This is a genomic window from Halobacillus sp. ABR2_026 (assembly GCF_056158545.1).
This window is the reverse complement of sequence record NZ_JBSWTM010000001.1, coordinates 2,250,296-2,267,068: the sequence shown is the minus strand read 5'-3', so window position 1 is coordinate 2,267,068 and position 16,773 is coordinate 2,250,296. Positions and strand designations below refer to the sequence as shown.

General features: G+C 45.4%; 21 protein-coding genes and 1 pseudogene. 18 read left to right on the top strand and 4 right to left on the bottom strand.

Annotated features, from left to right (window positions below; genetic code table 11):
* Positions 1-15: 15 nt before the first annotated feature.
* Positions 16-630, bottom strand: a complete 615-nt coding sequence (locus tag ACXADE_RS11730) for an acetate uptake transporter (RefSeq protein ID WP_474980648.1) — start codon at positions 628-630, stop codon at positions 16-18.
* A 133-nt stretch (positions 631-763) separates the two neighbouring features.
* Here ACXADE_RS11730 and ACXADE_RS11725 point away from each other — a divergent pair.
* From ACXADE_RS11725 to ACXADE_RS11705, 5 genes and pseudogenes are all read left to right on the top strand, one after another.
* Positions 764-1,388: pseudogene (locus ACXADE_RS11725) on the top strand (pyridoxamine 5'-phosphate oxidase family protein).
* A 14-nt stretch (positions 1,389-1,402) separates the two neighbouring features.
* Entirely contained in the window at positions 1,403-1,954 is a 552-nt protein-coding gene (locus ACXADE_RS11720) for a GNAT family N-acetyltransferase (RefSeq protein WP_474980647.1), read from the top strand.
* Positions 1,955-2,130: 176 nt separating this feature from the next.
* Positions 2,131-2,556, top strand: a complete 426-nt coding sequence (locus ACXADE_RS11715) for a hypothetical protein (RefSeq protein WP_474980646.1) — start codon at positions 2,131-2,133, stop codon at positions 2,554-2,556.
* Position 2,557: 1 nt separating this feature from the next.
* Entirely contained in the window at positions 2,558-2,812 is a 255-nt protein-coding gene (locus ACXADE_RS11710; RefSeq protein WP_474980645.1) for a hypothetical protein, read from the top strand.
* A gap of 16 nt (positions 2,813-2,828) precedes the next feature.
* Positions 2,829-3,086: a hypothetical protein gene (locus tag ACXADE_RS11705; protein WP_474980644.1), complete on the top strand. Its 258-nt coding sequence runs from the start codon at positions 2,829-2,831 to the stop codon at positions 3,084-3,086.
* An 830-nt stretch (positions 3,087-3,916) separates the two neighbouring features.
* On the opposite strand, the gene ACXADE_RS11700 is transcribed toward ACXADE_RS11705, so the two are convergent.
* Positions 3,917-5,107, bottom strand: a complete 1,191-nt coding sequence (locus ACXADE_RS11700; RefSeq protein ID WP_474978960.1) for an IS110 family RNA-guided transposase — start codon at positions 5,105-5,107, stop codon at positions 3,917-3,919.
* Between the two features lie 505 nt (positions 5,108-5,612).
* Between ACXADE_RS11700 and ACXADE_RS11695 the strand changes: the two genes are divergently transcribed.
* Positions 5,613-6,167, top strand: coding sequence for a GNAT family N-acetyltransferase (locus ACXADE_RS11695; RefSeq protein WP_474980643.1), 555 nt, complete (start codon positions 5,613-5,615; stop codon positions 6,165-6,167).
* 143 nt (positions 6,168-6,310) lie between these two features.
* On the opposite strand, the gene ACXADE_RS11690 is transcribed toward ACXADE_RS11695, so the two are convergent.
* Positions 6,311-6,820, bottom strand: a complete 510-nt coding sequence (locus ACXADE_RS11690) for a peroxiredoxin family protein (RefSeq protein WP_474980642.1) — start codon at positions 6,818-6,820, stop codon at positions 6,311-6,313.
* Positions 6,821-7,041: 221 nt separating this feature from the next.
* On the opposite strand from ACXADE_RS11690, the gene ACXADE_RS11685 reads away from it, so the two are divergent.
* From ACXADE_RS11685 to ACXADE_RS11645, 9 genes are all read left to right on the top strand, one after another.
* Positions 7,042-7,449: a cytidine deaminase gene (locus ACXADE_RS11685; protein WP_474980641.1), complete on the top strand. Its 408-nt coding sequence runs from the start codon at positions 7,042-7,044 to the stop codon at positions 7,447-7,449.
* A gap of 34 nt (positions 7,450-7,483) precedes the next feature.
* A complete protein-coding gene (locus tag ACXADE_RS11680; protein WP_474980640.1) occupies positions 7,484-7,759 on the top strand; it encodes a hypothetical protein in 276 nt (91 codons plus the stop codon).
* A gap of 246 nt (positions 7,760-8,005) precedes the next feature.
* On the top strand, positions 8,006-8,377 hold the full coding sequence (locus tag ACXADE_RS11675; protein ID WP_474980639.1) for a hypothetical protein: 372 nt from the start codon (positions 8,006-8,008) through the stop codon (positions 8,375-8,377).
* Positions 8,378-8,405: 28 nt separating this feature from the next.
* Positions 8,406-8,822: a hypothetical protein gene (locus ACXADE_RS11670; protein ID WP_474980638.1), complete on the top strand. Its 417-nt coding sequence runs from the start codon at positions 8,406-8,408 to the stop codon at positions 8,820-8,822.
* 83 nt (positions 8,823-8,905) lie between these two features.
* A complete protein-coding gene (locus ACXADE_RS11665; protein ID WP_474980637.1) occupies positions 8,906-9,655 on the top strand; it encodes an SDR family NAD(P)-dependent oxidoreductase in 750 nt (249 codons plus the stop codon).
* A 15-nt stretch (positions 9,656-9,670) separates the two neighbouring features.
* Positions 9,671-10,612 carry a hypothetical protein gene (locus ACXADE_RS11660; RefSeq protein ID WP_474980636.1) on the top strand — a complete coding sequence of 314 codons (942 nt, stop codon included), beginning with the start codon at positions 9,671-9,673 and terminating at the stop codon, positions 10,610-10,612.
* A gap of 40 nt (positions 10,613-10,652) precedes the next feature.
* Positions 10,653-11,126, top strand: coding sequence for a GNAT family N-acetyltransferase (locus ACXADE_RS11655; RefSeq protein ID WP_474980635.1), 474 nt, complete (start codon positions 10,653-10,655; stop codon positions 11,124-11,126).
* A gap of 1 nt (position 11,127) precedes the next feature.
* Entirely contained in the window at positions 11,128-11,403 is a 276-nt protein-coding gene (locus ACXADE_RS11650; protein WP_474980634.1) for a hypothetical protein, read from the top strand.
* A 17-nt stretch (positions 11,404-11,420) separates the two neighbouring features.
* Positions 11,421-11,978: a GNAT family N-acetyltransferase gene (locus ACXADE_RS11645; protein ID WP_474980633.1), complete on the top strand. Its 558-nt coding sequence runs from the start codon at positions 11,421-11,423 to the stop codon at positions 11,976-11,978.
* Positions 11,979-12,047: 69 nt separating this feature from the next.
* On the opposite strand, the gene ACXADE_RS11640 is transcribed toward ACXADE_RS11645, so the two are convergent.
* Positions 12,048-13,814 carry an ABC transporter substrate-binding protein gene (locus tag ACXADE_RS11640; protein WP_474980632.1) on the bottom strand — a complete coding sequence of 589 codons (1,767 nt, stop codon included), beginning with the start codon at positions 13,812-13,814 and terminating at the stop codon, positions 12,048-12,050.
* Between the two features lie 96 nt (positions 13,815-13,910).
* Here ACXADE_RS11640 and ACXADE_RS11635 point away from each other — a divergent pair, with 96 nt between their 5' ends.
* The 3 genes from ACXADE_RS11635 (at position 13,911) to ACXADE_RS11625 (ending at position 16,564) form a co-directional block, all read left to right on the top strand.
* Positions 13,911-15,176, top strand: a complete 1,266-nt coding sequence (locus tag ACXADE_RS11635) for an MDR family MFS transporter (RefSeq protein ID WP_474980631.1) — start codon at positions 13,911-13,913, stop codon at positions 15,174-15,176.
* A gap of 230 nt (positions 15,177-15,406) precedes the next feature.
* Entirely contained in the window at positions 15,407-15,595 is a 189-nt protein-coding gene (locus tag ACXADE_RS11630) for a hypothetical protein (protein ID WP_474980630.1), read from the top strand.
* 42 nt (positions 15,596-15,637) lie between these two features.
* Positions 15,638-16,564: a DUF6414 family protein gene (locus ACXADE_RS11625; protein WP_474980629.1), complete on the top strand. Its 927-nt coding sequence runs from the start codon at positions 15,638-15,640 to the stop codon at positions 16,562-16,564.
* Positions 16,565-16,773: the final 209 nt, after the last annotated feature.

Below are 16,773 nucleotides of genomic sequence, written 5' to 3'. Positions count from 1 at the left end.
GAATCCCGGCGTCTATCATTTGAAAATGCCGAACGGTTTGCCTAGTGGGAGCGTAACTTTTCCGAAATGGACGTTCAATACGCTGGCAGCTGAGCCGTAGAAACTCATGATGGCAATCATCAATTCAGCTACGGCGGCTACAAGGTGTGTCGCGTGTGGAGCCACACCGAGTGTGGACAGAGAAAGTCCGATAAACAAGAAATCGATCAATACGAAGATGATGAACAACACTTTGTTCGTCTCCATAGCGCCGACGGTCATGAACAGGGAAAAGATCAGATAACCGATATAAGCAATTCCGAGTTGATGAGGATCGACTGCCTGAGCGGCCGATTCCCCGAAAACGCCGAAGTCGATCAGCCAGGAAAAGCCGACCCCGAACCAGAAGAGGCCGAACGCGGCGAAAGCTGTCGTTCCGAACGTATTGTTATGTTTGACATCTTGTACAGCAGCGAACAGCTGGGCAAGCCCACCAAGAAAGATCGCCCATGGGAGGACGAAAGAAACGCCGTCTGTCCACCCGAGTTTAGCGGAAGAAGCCACAAGTGTAACCATAGCCAGTCCGAAAAGTCCGATCGCGGAAGGGTCTGCAGCTGTCATTTGTACCCGTTGTGTCGTTGATTGATTCATAGATGATCCCTCCTAAAAAACATACTTGTCTAATTTACATAAAAAAAGGCAGCTGTGCAATGAGAATTTTCATGTAAGCGAAACTTTCATAAATCTCAGCTGATTACTATTGATAGGAAAGAAGGAATGGCAGATGTTCCAACATATCATAACTTCGAAAAACGAGCTGCGGGAGGTCATAGGAGAACCGAGTGAACTCGTCCAAAATAAACAAATCAATCATCTGGATGTCCATTGTGTCGAATTCATCCAACAATCACCTTTTCTAACTCTTGCAACTTCTGATGGGGCAGGAAATTGTGATGTATCCCCAAGAGGTGACGGTAAAGGGTTCGTTCATGTATTGAATGAAAAGTACTTGATCATCCCCGAACGTCCGGGCAACAAGAGGGTCGATTCTATGCGCAATCTGCTCGAGAATCCTCATGCCGGTCTGATTTTTTTCATCCCTGGACTAGGAGAAACCTTGCGTGTGAACGGGAAAGCGTCCATTGTGAGAGACAAGGAACTGCTTGAAAAAATGACTGTCAGAGGGAAAGCCCCACTACTTGGTATTGCCGTCGAGGTGGAGGAGTGTTACATCCATTGTGCAAAAGCGTTCAAACGTTCAGGGTTATGGGACCCGGCCACATGGCTTGAAAAAGAAGAGCGGCCTTCTGCCGCAAGAGATGCTTGTGGATCACGCCAAGCGACTTCAGCTGGATGAACGTTCTATGCAGAAACGTTTGAATAAAAGTTATACGGAGCGATTGTACTGAGGGGAGAGAACATCGTGGAATTTCATGAATTGGAAACCGAACGTTTGAAGCTCGTCCATATTTCTGAGCATCACATCGACCGCTATTACGCGATCATGTCCCAAGATGAAGTTACCCGGTATTACGGGATGCCTTCTCTGACATCCAGAGTACTGGCAGAAAACATCGTACGTTCCTTCAGTGATGGATTCCAGGAAAAGAATTGCATCCGCTGGGGGATGATTTGGAAAGAAACGGACGAATTCATCGGGACGATCGGCTTGAATCAATGGAGTCCCTACAGTCGGAAAGCGGAAGTTGGTTATGAGCTGGATCCATTGTTCTGGCGGAGAGGTATCACGTCGGAAGCTTTATCTGAAGTCATCCAGTATTCATTCAAAGATTTGAATCTATTCAGGCTGGGTGCTGTAACTTTTCCCGCCAACGAGCCTTCTTACGCTCTTCTCAAACGATTAGGTTTCCAAGAGGAAGGACGGCTGAGAGGCTATCTCTTCCAGGACGATCGTAACCATGATGCCCTCTTGTTTTCTTTATTACGTGAGGAGTGGTCTGAGGAGGAGAAATAGCTATCAAACGTTTCTTACTCGTATTCGATACGACAGGATGTTCGTTTCTGGAGGCGTTTTCTTTCTAAGGGATGGATGTGGAATGGCGGATCATCTATCACACACCTGCTTTGACAAGAGGCTTTTTTTCTTGGCGCTTTCGGACGGGCACTGAAGCATACAGAAAGGGGATTATCATGTGGAAAGTTCTATTTTGGATAGCAGGACTCGGCCTTTTATTCGGTGGTGGCTACATTACCGGTGTATGGACCTCTGATGATCCTGTCTATGAAATGTCCATTCAAAAAGAAGGGGCTGATCAACCTTCAGGAAGGGTTCTTTCAGATGTCGATAACCGGGCGGAAATAGACTCTATGCTTGGGATTCTTCTGGATAAAGAACCTGCGGAAAGGGTTTCGGTGGATGTAGAACAGCCGGACGCCTCAGTGGACCTGGTCAGTAAAGAGCGGCATATCGGCCTTGCTGATTACCGCCTTTGGTTCATCGATGGAGGTGCGATCCTCGCAGAAAAGAAAAATGGAACATGGCAGGATGCGTCTTTCTATAAAATTGATGAAAGAGACACGGCTTATATTCAATCCATGTTGAGAAAGGAGGACTAACGTGGATATCGAAAAATTGAGAGGTCCTATTTATTTTCTGGGTGGCTGTATCCTTTTTGCGGGCTGTGCCGCTTCCGACGGAGGAAACAGCCCATCGATTCAAACGAATAACTATACGGTAGAACTACAGGGGATTCAAGAGGAATTGCGCATGCTGCGGGAAGAAGTCGGTGTATTGAATGAACAACTATCCAACAATGAACCAACGACGGAAAGTGACGTACAGGAAGATGTGGAGATCGATCGGTCTTACTAAGAACGGAGGTATATAAATGTTGGAAGCATTCAAGCCATATTTTTGGAAACGTTTCTGGTTTGTTTTCGGTCCTCTATACGTTATAGCTATTAGTAATGAAAGTCATATTGCTGGTAACTCTTTTGCTGATGCCGGTGATTATGGAACTTTCTTATTATTTCTTGCCCTTCATTTTGTCGGATATGGAGCTGCCACAGCAGGCATCCTCCACTTGTTCTGGCGTGCTTCGTTGAACAGAGGAGGATGGAGCCTTGAAGAGAAGGTTAGAGAATAAATCGTTTCGACTATTTACAGGAGAGTTGGCCGCTCTCCTGCTCTTTATGTTTCTTTATTCTTAACTTAGCTCTGTTAAAGTTCAGTGTTGATATTTGCATCAACAGATCGAAGGGACAATGAATGATAGGATGGTAAAAAGTAATTTATTTCCAAGTGTCGAAATCTTTAGATGATCTACTTTTACGACCCAACCATGTAATCTTGTTGAATTATTATTTCGAAACGGAGCCTTTCACTAAATGGCAGGATTGTTGAAGACTCCGTTTCGAGACTTTTGTTGAGTGGATAGGGGCTGAGGGGAATGACTCGCTTTCCGCGGGAGCGCGGTGAGCCTCCTCGGACTACGTCCTGCGGGGTCTCACCAAGCACTCTTTTCCCGCAGGAGTCTCGCCATTCCCCTCCGCCCCTTTTGCCATATAAGTGTCTCGAAACTACTTTCAGTAGGCGCACACTATACGAATGGAGGGCTGTATCCCTTATCTCCATCGTATGGATGGAGCTCATAACCGCTTGTTATAGAGCACTTTCTTACTATAGGTAGTAATAGGGGGGGAAGTGGTCTTTCTTGGTGTAGGGGTTCGATTCTCGCATGATCGAATGGGGTGGTTGGGAAGCTGCGAGACTCCCGTGGGAGAAAGGAGATCGGCGAGATCCCGCAGGGCGGTAGCCTGAGGAGGCTCGCCACTCCCCCACAGGAAAGACCAGCTATAAAAAGTCAAGGTTGTAAAGTGAAATTTCATTATCCTTTATGAAGCATTTTTGTCTCCATGCCAAATAAACCTCTTGGAAGAGGCATTTAAAAGCTTTTAGCTTAATTCTGTTATGACTTTATTTCGGGCGAGACTCGTAAGGCTTCTTATCCCTTAATATCGCAAAGATAATGTGGGTCAGCTTACGGGCTACAGCTCCCACGGCTGTTCCGTGGGCTTTCCCTCGTTTTCTTAGCTTTTTATAGTGCTGAGACAAAGCTGGATCTTGAAAGCTAGCGACAAAAGCGGCTTGCCATATGGCACGACGGAGGTAAGGAGACCCTCTCTTCGACATCTTCATCCTGTTTCCTTGGAAGTTGCCTGATTGGTGTACAGAAGCATCTAATCCTGCGAAGGCAACGAGTTGTTCAGGACGTTCAAAACGGTCGATGGAACCGATCTCCCCTAATATGGCTGCCGCAAGAACATCGCTAATACCGATAATTGTAGTTAAGTAGTGCTCCTGGCGATTTGAAAGCTCTATGAGCGATGCTTCTATCTCGCTAATTTGTCGGTCCAAGAGGGATAGTTGTTCAAGGAGAATGTGAATCTGCACCCGAAATGCTTCTCCTCCTATGGATATGCCGAAGCTTTCCTGTGCTTTTTCTTTCAATTGATCTGCCTTTTCCTGAGCACGCCGCTCGCCGTATCTCCCTTTACTAGCTTGATTTAGGAGCTCAGCCAGTTTTTTTGTATCAATAGATAGAAGGTCTTCAGGCAAAGGATAATGAAGGAGAACTTCGGTAGAAGATACACCAAAAGTATCGGAAAACAAACGTTCATATTCCGGAAACACTTGATCGAGAAGAGAAATAATCTTTCGTTTGATATCTGAACTTTGGTCCACTAAAGAATAGCGAAGTCGCTCCAAGTTCTTTAACTGAAGGAGGTCATCTTCAATAAATGGGGTAGCCTCCGGGTTATCAATCCGGATAACCTGAGCGATGAGGTACGCATCTCGTTCATCTGTTTTCGTCTTACGAATATAAAAATTCCGTAAGGCATCGGATTGTAGAGGATTGAACGAGGTTACTTTAAATCCAAGCTTATGTAGAAATGAAAAGACGGATAGCCAGTAATGACCTGTGGCCTCAAGTCCACATGCGCAATTATCTGGTGTAATCTCGTGTTGATTTAAAAAATTTAGAAGTTTGTCGCTCCCTGATTTGGAATTAGAGAAACGTACGGTTTTACCTATCGGTTGGCCATGTTCATCAATTAAACCAGCCTCATGGTTCTGTTTCCCAATATCAATGCCGAGATAATACAAAAAAATCCACCTGCCCTGTAATAATTACCAGATGGGAGGGTTCCTCCGAATCTTTACAAGTATCCAGGCTCGTTAGATATACGACAACGACGTGTCATCCAGCTTATACGGATTATCCTGTAAAGAGGGAGGTGTCATTCTTTCCTACGAAGACATGGCTTCAAGCGAGGCGTCGACACCTCCATCTGATTGCCCTCATTATACCTCGGAAGAAGGTAGTGAGGTCCACCAAAAATGATCTGGTAACTATATTATACGAGCGAGTGGCTTCCCAGCCACCCCTGACGCTCAACCAGGCAATGAACCCTCCGTCATCTCGAAATAAAGTCTTCAAGAAAAGGGAGCTTTAGTGGAATAAGCCAACTAAAAAAAGAGAAAATTCCATGGAATTGGAAGTTCCTTTTTTGCAGTAATAGCAACACTAAACTTTAACAGATCCTTTAACTTAATCGAATAGAAGCCATTGTCCACGATAGTTATGTCCCAAAACCTGAGGGGGGAGCCCATGTTTTTTCCTACACTTGAAACCGACCGTTTGACCTTAGTGAATGTCAGTGAGAAGCACGTGAATTTCATATGGAAGCATTTCAGTAACGAACAAGTTTGTGAATATTTGTATGATGAAACCGACATGGAGAATCCCGAGCAGGCCAAGGCCCTTGTGGATTGGTATGCAGATCCGGAACAGAAAGGCTATAACCGCTGGATCCTTGAAGATAAGGAAAATGGAAGAGTTCCTGTAGGTACGTGCGGGTTCCATTTTTGGGACACCCGCAATCATAGGGCAGAAATTGGATATGACCTGTTTCCGGACGCTTGGGGAAAAGGTTTGATGAAGGAAGCGTTAACCGCGTGTATTCACAGTGGATTCAAACATATGAACCTGAACCGGGTCCAAGCGTTTGTTGCTGTCGGAAATGAACGGTCATACAATCTCTTGAAACGTCTAGGCTTTACCAGGGAAGGAGTCTTCCGGGAAAAACATTATTATAAAGGACGTTATTATGATCACTACATGTATTCTTTGTTGAAAAGGGAATGGAGAGAAGGTTATCTATAGTGCTTATTCTCTTGAATCGTGAGTCTAATGCGAGATAGAGGAGGGTTCATACGTGTTCAACGTCCATTTGTGGCATCGATCTCGCTGCTCTCGGATATGATTTTTGTAAATACGATAAACAATCGCAAGAAGAAAAGGGGGCGTTATGATGCGCTCCCCTTTTCTTCTTGCGATTGTTTAATGTTACCGATGGTTTTCAGCAAATCTTCGGGACAGGACCTTCCGTAGGGCCCTGACTGCTTCTGTTGGTAAAGTAATTCTCCGGCATCATTGATGAGATAAAACGCGGGTTCTCCGAATACTTCTTCTCCCTGGCTGCTCGTGTAGGTACCGAAAGCTTCAATGATCGTTAGAAATTCATCCGCCAGCACAGGAAAAGAGAGTGCCTCTCTTTTCACCATCAGACTCAATCCTTGAGAGCTCTGGGACGCAATGGCAAGGACCGTTACATGTTCTTTGTGAAAATTAACCAGGTTGTGTTCCAGTTGATGGAGCGAGCGGACACACTCCTGAGACCACGATCCACGGAAAAACACGATCAAATGCCAGCACCCTTTATGTTGTTCTTTATGGGCTTCCAGTGAATATTGAATTCCATCGGCATTGGGCAAAATAAAGCTAGGGACCACGTCTCCAGTTCTCAGTTCTGACATAACCGCTCCTCCTCTGAAAGGTTCTTCTCCAACATAGTCATCCCGGTCCTTAAGTGTGACTGGAATCACACCATTTGTATCTCTTATGAAAGAAAACGAATTAGCTATAGGTTGCCCAAATTTTAAGAGATTTATAATGATCATCCAAAATCGTATGAAACTTTTCTCCTTTTTTTACCGTATAAATAAATAGATTGGTAAAAAAAGAGAGGCGGATTCTAATGGATATCGAACAACAGTTGTATGAAGAAGCTCAGTTGCTAATAGAGCAGCGGTATTCAAGCGGATGGGGAGGTGCTTCCGCGATCCGGATCGAGGACGGTACGATCCTTACGAGCGTTTCACCAGATGTTATGAATGATGCTGTCCACTTGTGTATGGAAACGGGGGCTATTCTGGAAGCACATAAACGGAACCAGAAGGTCACTCATTCGCTATGTATGGCAAGGGAAGACGAAGAAGCCGAGTATAACGTGCTTTCGCCCTGCGGGGTATGTCAGGAGCGGCTGTTCTTTTGGGGGGACGATGTGAAGGTAGCTGTGACTCATGAGGGGAGTGGTCTTCTTTTCAAAACGCTCGGTGACCTTCAACCGTATCACTGGTCTCGGGCGTATGAGGGTCAAAAGTGAAGACGTTCATTTCGGATAAGGAAAGAGGGGTTCGATGAAAGCTTCGGCTCTGGCTGTGAGAGTATTTAAAGCTGGCGCTGCTGCGCTTCTTGTGTTCTTTGTTTTACACCTGTTGTTCTTTTTTGCAGCTGTTGTATGGAACGACTCCATGTTCGACTTTTCGGTAAGCTTGTTTGAATATGATTTATACCGATTCGCTGTGATGGAAGACGGGTTTGAATGGAGCGGTACGTTTCTTGCGCTTGCTATTATTTTCGGGACGGGCATGTTCATGGGGTGGGTGTCGCAAAAGAGGAAAAACAGCGGGTGAAGGGGCTGCAGCCTTCAGCTTCATGAGTTGAAAACTATAAATTTTTGAAAATGTTGTTTGTTTTTTAATAGGAAATGCTTAGAATTTTTAATAATTTTTAAATCTAGAATCCTAGGAAATTTGGTTATTTATGCCAAAACACCTATGTCAGTATTTTCAAATTATTCCAAACATGGTACGCTTTTAGTAATATTACAATGGAGAGCGCTGTCGTTTGTGCTCGGATTCGCAGAAAGGTGAGGCATCGTGAAGAAGTTTTGTGTCGTTCTTTTACTATTGGTCGTAGGTTGCAGTGTAGCAGGCAAAGACATTAATGCGTTCGAAGGTCATGTGACAGCTGTGAAGATCGGCGGTCTTGAAGTCGAGTGCTCATCGGCAGTGGAAAGTGATCAAATGGAAGATAAACCGGATGAAGGCTGGCGCTGCCTAGTTCTTGTACCTAATGATACACCGGTCTATACCCAGGAAGGTGATACCATGGATATGGCTGCATTCAGGGAAGAGGCTCGTGGGGAAGCCCAGGTGAAGGTCCGGGTTGCACTTAAGGAAAGCACCGTTATTACGGAAAATCCCGAAAGCCGGAAAGTGACGGCGGAGGAAATCACGGTTCTTGAGTGATGGTCATACATAGACGTGAGGTGTTTGAATGAAGCGGTTTTGGTTTCAATTTGGATTTGCCATGTTTCTCATGGGGTCTTTGGTGGGAATGTTGTCAGTACGAAGTATTCTTGTTGAGCGGGCCGAGAAGCAGTTCGAAGTTGTCCCCCTCATCGTTTTCGACCTGACTTACCCGATAGCCTTCGGGATTCTATTTGCGCTTCCTTTTTTATGGCTTCGATATCAACAAAACAGGATCAAAGGGTTCATGTGGCCGGAGTTCCTCGGTATTGGCCTTCCGAGTCTTTTCATAGCGGTTTCCCACTGGTTATTCTACACCAATTTTCCAATGAATCCTGTAACGGAATTCTTTGCAAAACACGACCCGAATGGCCCGATGTTGTTCGGCTTCATTTTCGGCTTTTCAATGATCCATTCAATCCGGCAGGGACCGGATCAGGAATGAAATCCGCCTGTACCCATTGCTAGTAAAGAAGGAACGACGAAACGGTAGCTTCTGGTAAGGGGAGAATGAAAGGAGGAGCATCGATGACAGTAAAAGAACGGGTGGCGCTCATAACCGGTGGCTCCAAAGGTCTTGGAAAAGTCATGGCTAAAACCTTGGCCAATGCTGGAGTGATTGTCATTGTCAACTATCATAGAGATGAGGCGGCCGCATCAGAAGTAATTGAGTCGATACGCCAGGAAGGGGGACAAGCTTTCGCGATCCAAGCGGACGTAACATCTGAGGAAGATGTAGCACGTCTCGTAAAGGAGGCGGGAGGTCTGGCAGGACGATCGATCAATGTGGTGGTCAACAATGCCACAGGCCCCCAACCTGAATTTTCTTTAGAAGAAGTTCAATGGGAAGATTATCTGGATCAACTGCTCTTTACGACTAAAGCTCCCCTTCTCCTTACCAAAGCGGTGATGCCTTCGATGAAAGAGGAGAAATGGGGGCGGATCATCAACATTGGCAGTGAAGTGGTCAAGCTTGGAAACCCGGGTTTTTCCAACTATGTCACCGCAAAATCCGCTGTCGTCGGTATGACACGCTCATGGGCGAATGAATTAGGTGAACATGGCATCACAGTAAATGCGGTCCACCCTGGTTTCATTCCCGTGGAGCGTCATGGAGAAGTATCCGCTGCTACAAAAGAGTCCTATTTAAAAGATGTGCCGTTGAAGCGGATGGGGGACCCCGAGGATATTTCCAATGTGGTTAAATTTCTGTGCAGTGACGATTCATCTTTCATGACCGGACAGAACATCAATGTCAATGGAGGGAAAACATTTTAGAAGGGTGTGTGCGAAATGAGGCTGGATAACGAGATGATGAAACGGACGAGTGCCTGGATGAAGCGGAATGCACGACCATTGGAAGCAGCACGTTGGCATGCTTCGATGGAAGGTGGGTTGAAAAGCGAGGTCATCCATTACATCCAGGCCTTCCAGAACGAGGATGGCGGGTTCGGGCATGGCATCGAGCCGGATTTCTGGGTGCCGGAATCCTCACCAATGGCAACCTGGGCCGCCGGTCAGTACTTATTTGAAATGGACGTCGCTTCAAAAGAGCCTGTCATTCTTGATATGATCGCCTATCTTTTGAAAACCTATGATGATGCATCCGGGATGTGGCCTTCAGTCCTTCCCGCTTTCAATGAGCATCCACATGCTCCTTGGTGGCAATGGAAGGAGGGCATTCAGCAAAATTGGATGTTCAATCCCGGGGCGGAACTTGCTGGATTTCTCATTCACTGGTCCTATGAAGATAGTGCATCGGCAACCGTCGGCTGGGAGAGTGCCGAAAAAGCTTTATCCCATTTAATGGCCCTTGATTTGATGGACTTTCATGAAGTCAACTGCTTCCAGCGGTTGATGCACGTTCTTTTCCGTCATAAAGAAAAAGTCCAGGAGCGGACGCCTTATACGTTTGAAGACGTGAACGCCCAAACGGTCCTTCTTGCGGATCGATGCATCGATAAAGATCCAGCCGGATGGGGCAGCAGTTACAAACCGCTCCCACTTGATCTTATCCATTCACCGAAGCATATCCTTGCTGAAAAACACCATCGCCTGATCGGGGAGAACCTGGATTTTTATTTGGATACGATGAATGAGGATGGCGTTTGGGACATTTCCTGGGACTGGGGAGAACCATCTGATGCTTTCGCCATCAGTAGAAGACAGTGGCAGGGAATTCTCGCCGTCGATCGCTATCAGAAATTGAAAACCTTCGATCGACTTCCTGAGTGAATGAATAGATTTCATGACAAAAAACAGAGGAGAACACCATATGGAACTCATACCTGTCCATGAGCTTCCCCTGATCGTGAGGGTGGAGTTTTTTCAAACCCACTGGGGTGGGACCGATATGGTCATTTCCTCCGGCCGCTATGATTGCCCCTCTTTGGATGGTTTCGCTGTCTTGGAGGGGGAGGAAATCCGCGGGTGGGTCTCTTACATAGACAATGGGGAAGCCGTTGAAATTATTTCTCTCGATAGTCTGGATAAGGACAGGGGCATCGGAACCTTTCTTGTTCAGGCTGTGGAAAAAGAAGCGGACCGTTTGGGACGGGTGAGGGTGGAGGTCATCACAACGAACGACAATTTGAAAGCCATCGCATTCTACCAGAAGCGGGGGTTCCGGCTCCGCCGTGTGATCCCTGATGCCGTTGCAAAGGCGAGGGTCATGAAACCGGAAATCCCGGAGGTCGGGCACTATGGAATCCCCATCCTCGATGAACTGTTTTTTGATAAGAGATGGTGATATGATCACGAAGAAGTCTCTCGGTTGGCTCCTGGTTCTATCTGCGCCAGTTTTGTACGTATTGGTGATCACGAATCTTATCGTATTTTTCTCCATCCTCGTTCCAGGCGGCTTGCTTGTCATTGCAGGATCGCTTCAAAATAGGAAAGAGAAGGACTGGAGGTGCCGATTGGGCCTGCACTCATTTGAACGTGTGCGATGGAAGAAGGGTAGCCCTGGAGAACTATTGGAATGTAAACGATGCAGGAAAAGGAAAGAAGTTATGAGAGGTTTTTAAAAAGGCGGTGGAAGTAGATGGAAACATTGAAGCTGATTGAACCTACTATCGAAAAGAAAGACGCCTACCTTTCATTCTACGAGGAGTGGAAAGAGAGTGGGGAAGCGATGATACCCTGGGTGATTGGAAAAGACCCGGCAGATTTCGGTCAGATGCTGCTGGATTTACATAACTACGACAACGGAATCGGTCTTGAAGAGGGCTTCGTACCTAATTCTACTTACTGGTACATTGATGGGCATAATGAAGTTGTCGGTGCGGTCAACATCCGTCATGCACTAACCGAAGGACTGCGGAATGCCGGCGGCCATATCGGTTACGGGATCCGTCCATCCGCACGCAGGAAAGGCTATGCTACCGAGGGCCTCCGTTCAGCTATAAAAATAGCGGGAGAACTTGGCATCGAACGTGTGCTTGTCGTCTGTGATGAAATCAATAAAGGATCGATAAAGACCATTTTGAAAAATAACGGCATCGCAGACGAAGATTTTATTGAAGAAGGTGGCAATGTCGTCAAACGGTATTGGATCGATACGGAACCGATGGGTTTGGGGGCCAGGAGATCTAAAAAATGAAATAAACTTCTTAGATGTAACCAAGGAATGATATATGGCAGGGCTTCCTTTTGAGGAAGCCCTGCCATTTTATCGGGGTATCCAAAGTTTTGAAAAATTGAAGTGACCGAATGACTGGAAGTTCACGTCCTGGATCATCGGGTGGAACGTACGGATTTTAACGGGATGGTATTGAAATATCAATAAGTGGTGCTCCCTTATATACCCTTCAAATTCCTCCATCACCCGCTCCCGTCCCTTAGCATCTTCTTCAGCTTTCAAAAGGTCCAGCCTGCTGTCAATCCATTTCAGGCCCCATTCTGGGAAAAAGCGGCGGAAAAATAGATTTTTGTTTTGAAAGGCACCTAGAAACGATAAGTGCGGGTCTTTCGATGAAACTTCTCCCATGAAAATGAGATCCACATCTTTCCCCATCTCCTGTTCATAAAAATTCGTGAAATTAAATGGATGACGCTCAAGGTGGATGCCATAGATAGCCGCGCTTTCTTCCAGCCATTCGGCTTCTTTGACGGCGTTCGGGAACTCAAGGTGAAACAGCTTCAGCGTCTCCCCCCGGTATCCAGCCTTTTCAAGGAGCGCCGGAATTTCTTCTGGATTTTTTTCGAGAGCTCTCGACCGTGCAGGGACGAAACTGCTGGCAGGTACGTAATGGTTGTCAGGGGGATCCGTGATTCCTGATTCTATGAACGGTTCCCAGCCTAACGAAGCCGCCATCTCATGGATGTCGAGCAGCTGATCCATGGCTTTTCGGAAGAAAGGGCTCTGCACTATGTTGTCTTTATGGAAGTTGAAAGTCAGGAAACGGAAGCCGGTTTCCACTTCATGTTTTTGAGCAGGACGAGCGGTCTTGCCTTCTTCAACCGTGAAGTTGATGATGTTAGCTGCCTCAGGCGACACTTTGAAAAAGTGGACTTCATCAAGCAGCGGACGTTCTTTGAAGTACCCATCAAAAGCAGCAAGAACGAGTTTGTTTTCCGTCCGTTCTTTCAAGTAGAAAGGTCCGGTTCCGATCCAGTCGTACTCATCGAACGGAGCGCCTGCTGGCAGGATACATAAATTGGATGCGGCCATATACCTTGGAAAGAACGGGTTGGGTTCATCCAATGTGATGGTCATTTTATAGGGAGACGGACAGTCGATCGTACGAATACCTTCCGTCAACCAGGAGACAGACGCATCCGATTCCATCGCCCGGGTAAACGTCGCTCTTACGTCCTCACTCGTCAGCTCTTCGTCGTTATGGAACCGGACCCCTTTCCTGAGGTAGAAGGTCCATTTATTCCCGTCTTTACTAGAGTCCCAATGATGAGCAATATGAGGGATGACCGTATCTTGGTCAGGATCATATTTCAAAAGGGGATCGCCGAGCTGCTCGATCAAATGCGCTTCAAACGTAATCGACACTTGCAAAGGATCAAGGGTCGTCATTGGTCTTGATATGAAGGCATGTAGGATGTCTTTCGGGTCCGACTGTTCCCGGTAGTTGAACAACTTGCGAATATCATAGGAAGCTTTCGCAATCCACGATTTAGGGATAGGGAGGCGAAGGAGGTGGGCGGCTTCATCCAACTCGTCCCGATCGACGCATCCCTTGACGAACCCCTCCACTTCCTTTTGAAAAGGTTTTGAGAATGCCAAGCGGGAAGGTTTTCCACGCCCCTGACCGGGTTGATAGGAAAACAGGCCTCGACTCTCATAATCTTTTAAAACTCTTTTCGCGTTTTTCCGGGAACAATACCAGATTTGTTCGAGTTCCTCGAGCTTGAACGAAGCCACTTTTTCTTGCTCTCGGTCAAACAAATAGGACCGCAGTGTGAAATAGCGTTCATCGCGCATGGATAACCTCCTAAAAGGGGACATATTTTACTGGATTGTACCCTTTTTACCCCTTTTTGGAAAGTCCATAATGAGGATAACGAAGGAGGGGGTTAGATGTTCAGACAATTGCACCCGAACATACGGATCCGCATTTACACATCATTCATGAGCCGGGTCGTAGGGGCGGCCGTGTTCCCGTTCATGGCCATTTATTTCACGAATAAAATCAATGCAACGGTAGCTGGAATTCTGCTCTTGATCCAAGTGTTTGTCCAGTTCCTGACGGGGCTTTACGGAGGCTATCTTGCTGATGTTATCGGCAGAAAACGACTGATGGTGACCGGAGAGATCCTGAAGATGTCCGCCTTTATCGGCATGCTGATTGCGAATTCCCCGTGGTTTGAATCGGCCTGGTTGACCTTTCTCATGCTCCTCCTCATCGGAATGGCAGGCGGATTTGTCAACCCAGCAGCCGAGGCGATGCTCATCGATGTAAGCACCAAAGATTCGCGTGCCTTCATGTATGCAATCAACTATTGGGCTATCAACTTATCGATGATGATCGGACTCATGATCGGTGGTTGGTTCTTTGAAAGGAATTTGTTCGAGCTGATCGCCGTCCTGCTTGGTATCAGTGCCGTCACATTGTGGATGACGCTCGTTAATATCATCGATACGTATGAAGTGATGGAAAAGAAAGCAAGAGAAGGGGTTGGCCTGAAGCCGCTGTTGAAAAATTACAGCCTTGTTGTCAAGGACATTCCGTTCCTAGCTTTCACGGTCGGTGGGATCGCCATTCTCGGCATCGAATTCCAACGCAACAACTTTATTTCTGTTCGTCTCGAACAGGACATTGTTCCGCGCATGATGGATCTGTTCGGACTATATGCATTCGAACTCGACGGTATCCGCCTGATCAGTCTGCTAACCGTGGTCAACACACTGTTCATCGTCCTGTTCACTTCCATATTTTCCAAATGGATCAAGGGGAAGAGGGAAGAACCGATCATGTATGCAGGGTTCGCCCTGTTCGGTCTCGGGTATGCGTTTTTAGCATTCAGCAACCACATCCCAGGTCTGTTCGTTGCCGTTATCATCCTTTCGATTGGTGAACTGCTTTATGTCCCGACCCGGCAGTCACTCCTTGCCGATATCGTCGACGATACGAGAAGAGGAGCCTACATGGCTTTCAACGGACTCGTTTTCCAGTTCGGTAAAATCCTCGGCGCCCTGGGGATCATCATCGGCAATGTCATCGGAGGGTATGGAATGGCGGTGTTATTCATCGGACTCGTTTTCGCAGGTATCCACTTTTCACGAATGGCGGTGAGGCGAAGGAAACTTGCTGAGCGTGTCGTTTATGAAGTGAGTGGGTCATGAGTAAACGAATGATAGAAACATTAGATGAAACCAGTGATATCCTTTTCCAAATGGAGGAGGATGGCACTGGTTTGTGTTTTATCTTGAAGCTGAGTCTTCAACTAAAGGGCAGGATTGTGGAAGACTCAGTTTCGAGATAAATTTGTTAAATAATAGTGCTGTGTAATTGTTGGTATTATTTGGATTATTGATGATATAGTTAAGTTACCTAACAGAACTGGGGGGAGTCTATGGGAAGTTTGGCAGCATTAGTAATTGTAGTGTTAGCGGTAGTCGTGGATTTCTTTTGGTTGGATGTTGATCGAAAGCGTTGGGGATGGATGAAAAATTGGACAAGGGTTCAGAAAGGGTTATTCTTTTCTGGGTTTATATTTGTATCAGTCTTAATTTATGTAGGACTTAGTCTAGAGTTTTTATGAAGTAGTTAGTCCTACAGTTTTTTGATATATATTAAGTGAGGGGTGGTTATTATTTACAGGGATTTCATCTATTATAATGGTGACAAAATTGAATCTATACTCGCTCAAATCAACAGTGGACTATTGGAAAGTGTAACTGACAGTGAAAAAAAAGCAAACCAAGTAGGTAGCAAGGCTAAAACAACGATATTAATGGAGTTATTGGGATTCCCTGTTTCGGGAGAAGTAAATTACAATCGAACAACAACTACAAACCTACAAAATACTAAGTCCTTGCACGACTACGCGTTTGAGGAGATGAGATTAGGACTTCAAGAAAAGAACTTATTAAATGATGTAACTAATTTAGACCATCGTTCGTTAAAAACTACTTCTAGAAATTTTGTTAAGGTTACTGGCAAGATAGAAATATTTGATTATGAAACATTATCTCAAAACCTTTCTAATATCGGGGTTCTAGATAAAATAATTAATGATAAAAGCACAGGTAATGTCCCTAGTCCCGATTTTGATCCTTTAGATATGTTGAAGATGTTTGGTGATGCACAAGAGCAGCCTGATGATGAGTTTGAACAATTTTCAAAGATCGTATCCACTATGTATTCTGACTTAACAACTATTGAAATGACTAGTAATACTGATCTAACTTTTGCTGGCACTATTAATAAGGAGTATTTAAGAGAAACTATTAGGAACATAATTTACAAATACGGTTCTAATTTAGAAGGAAAATGGGAAATGATATGCCAAATAACCAAAGTTCCAATTAAAGAGAGTACAAGCATTACTGAAAAAATTAATGAGTTTGGCAAAAATATTAAAGACCCTGATTTAGAATCTGAAAAAACGTTAGCTGACTTTATGAATAAAGTTATAAATGAATTCAACCAAATTCAAGAAGCATTTGCATCAGTGAATTTCCCTAAAATTGCGGTAGAACCTATAGCTATATATAAGGAACATACGTAGTTACAAAGAAATATCGGGGGTTAGTATAAGGAAGTTATAAAACTTTGTAATGTAATCAAAAGTGAATATATCTCGAAATCGAGTCTTCAAGATTAGGGGGCAATTGTTCAATAGAAACATTGGCTTTTTCACTAATTAGAGAGGGGGGCTATTTTGGGTTATAAATTAAGTAGGGGTATTGGATTGTTGTGTTTAGGTTATTTCTTCAT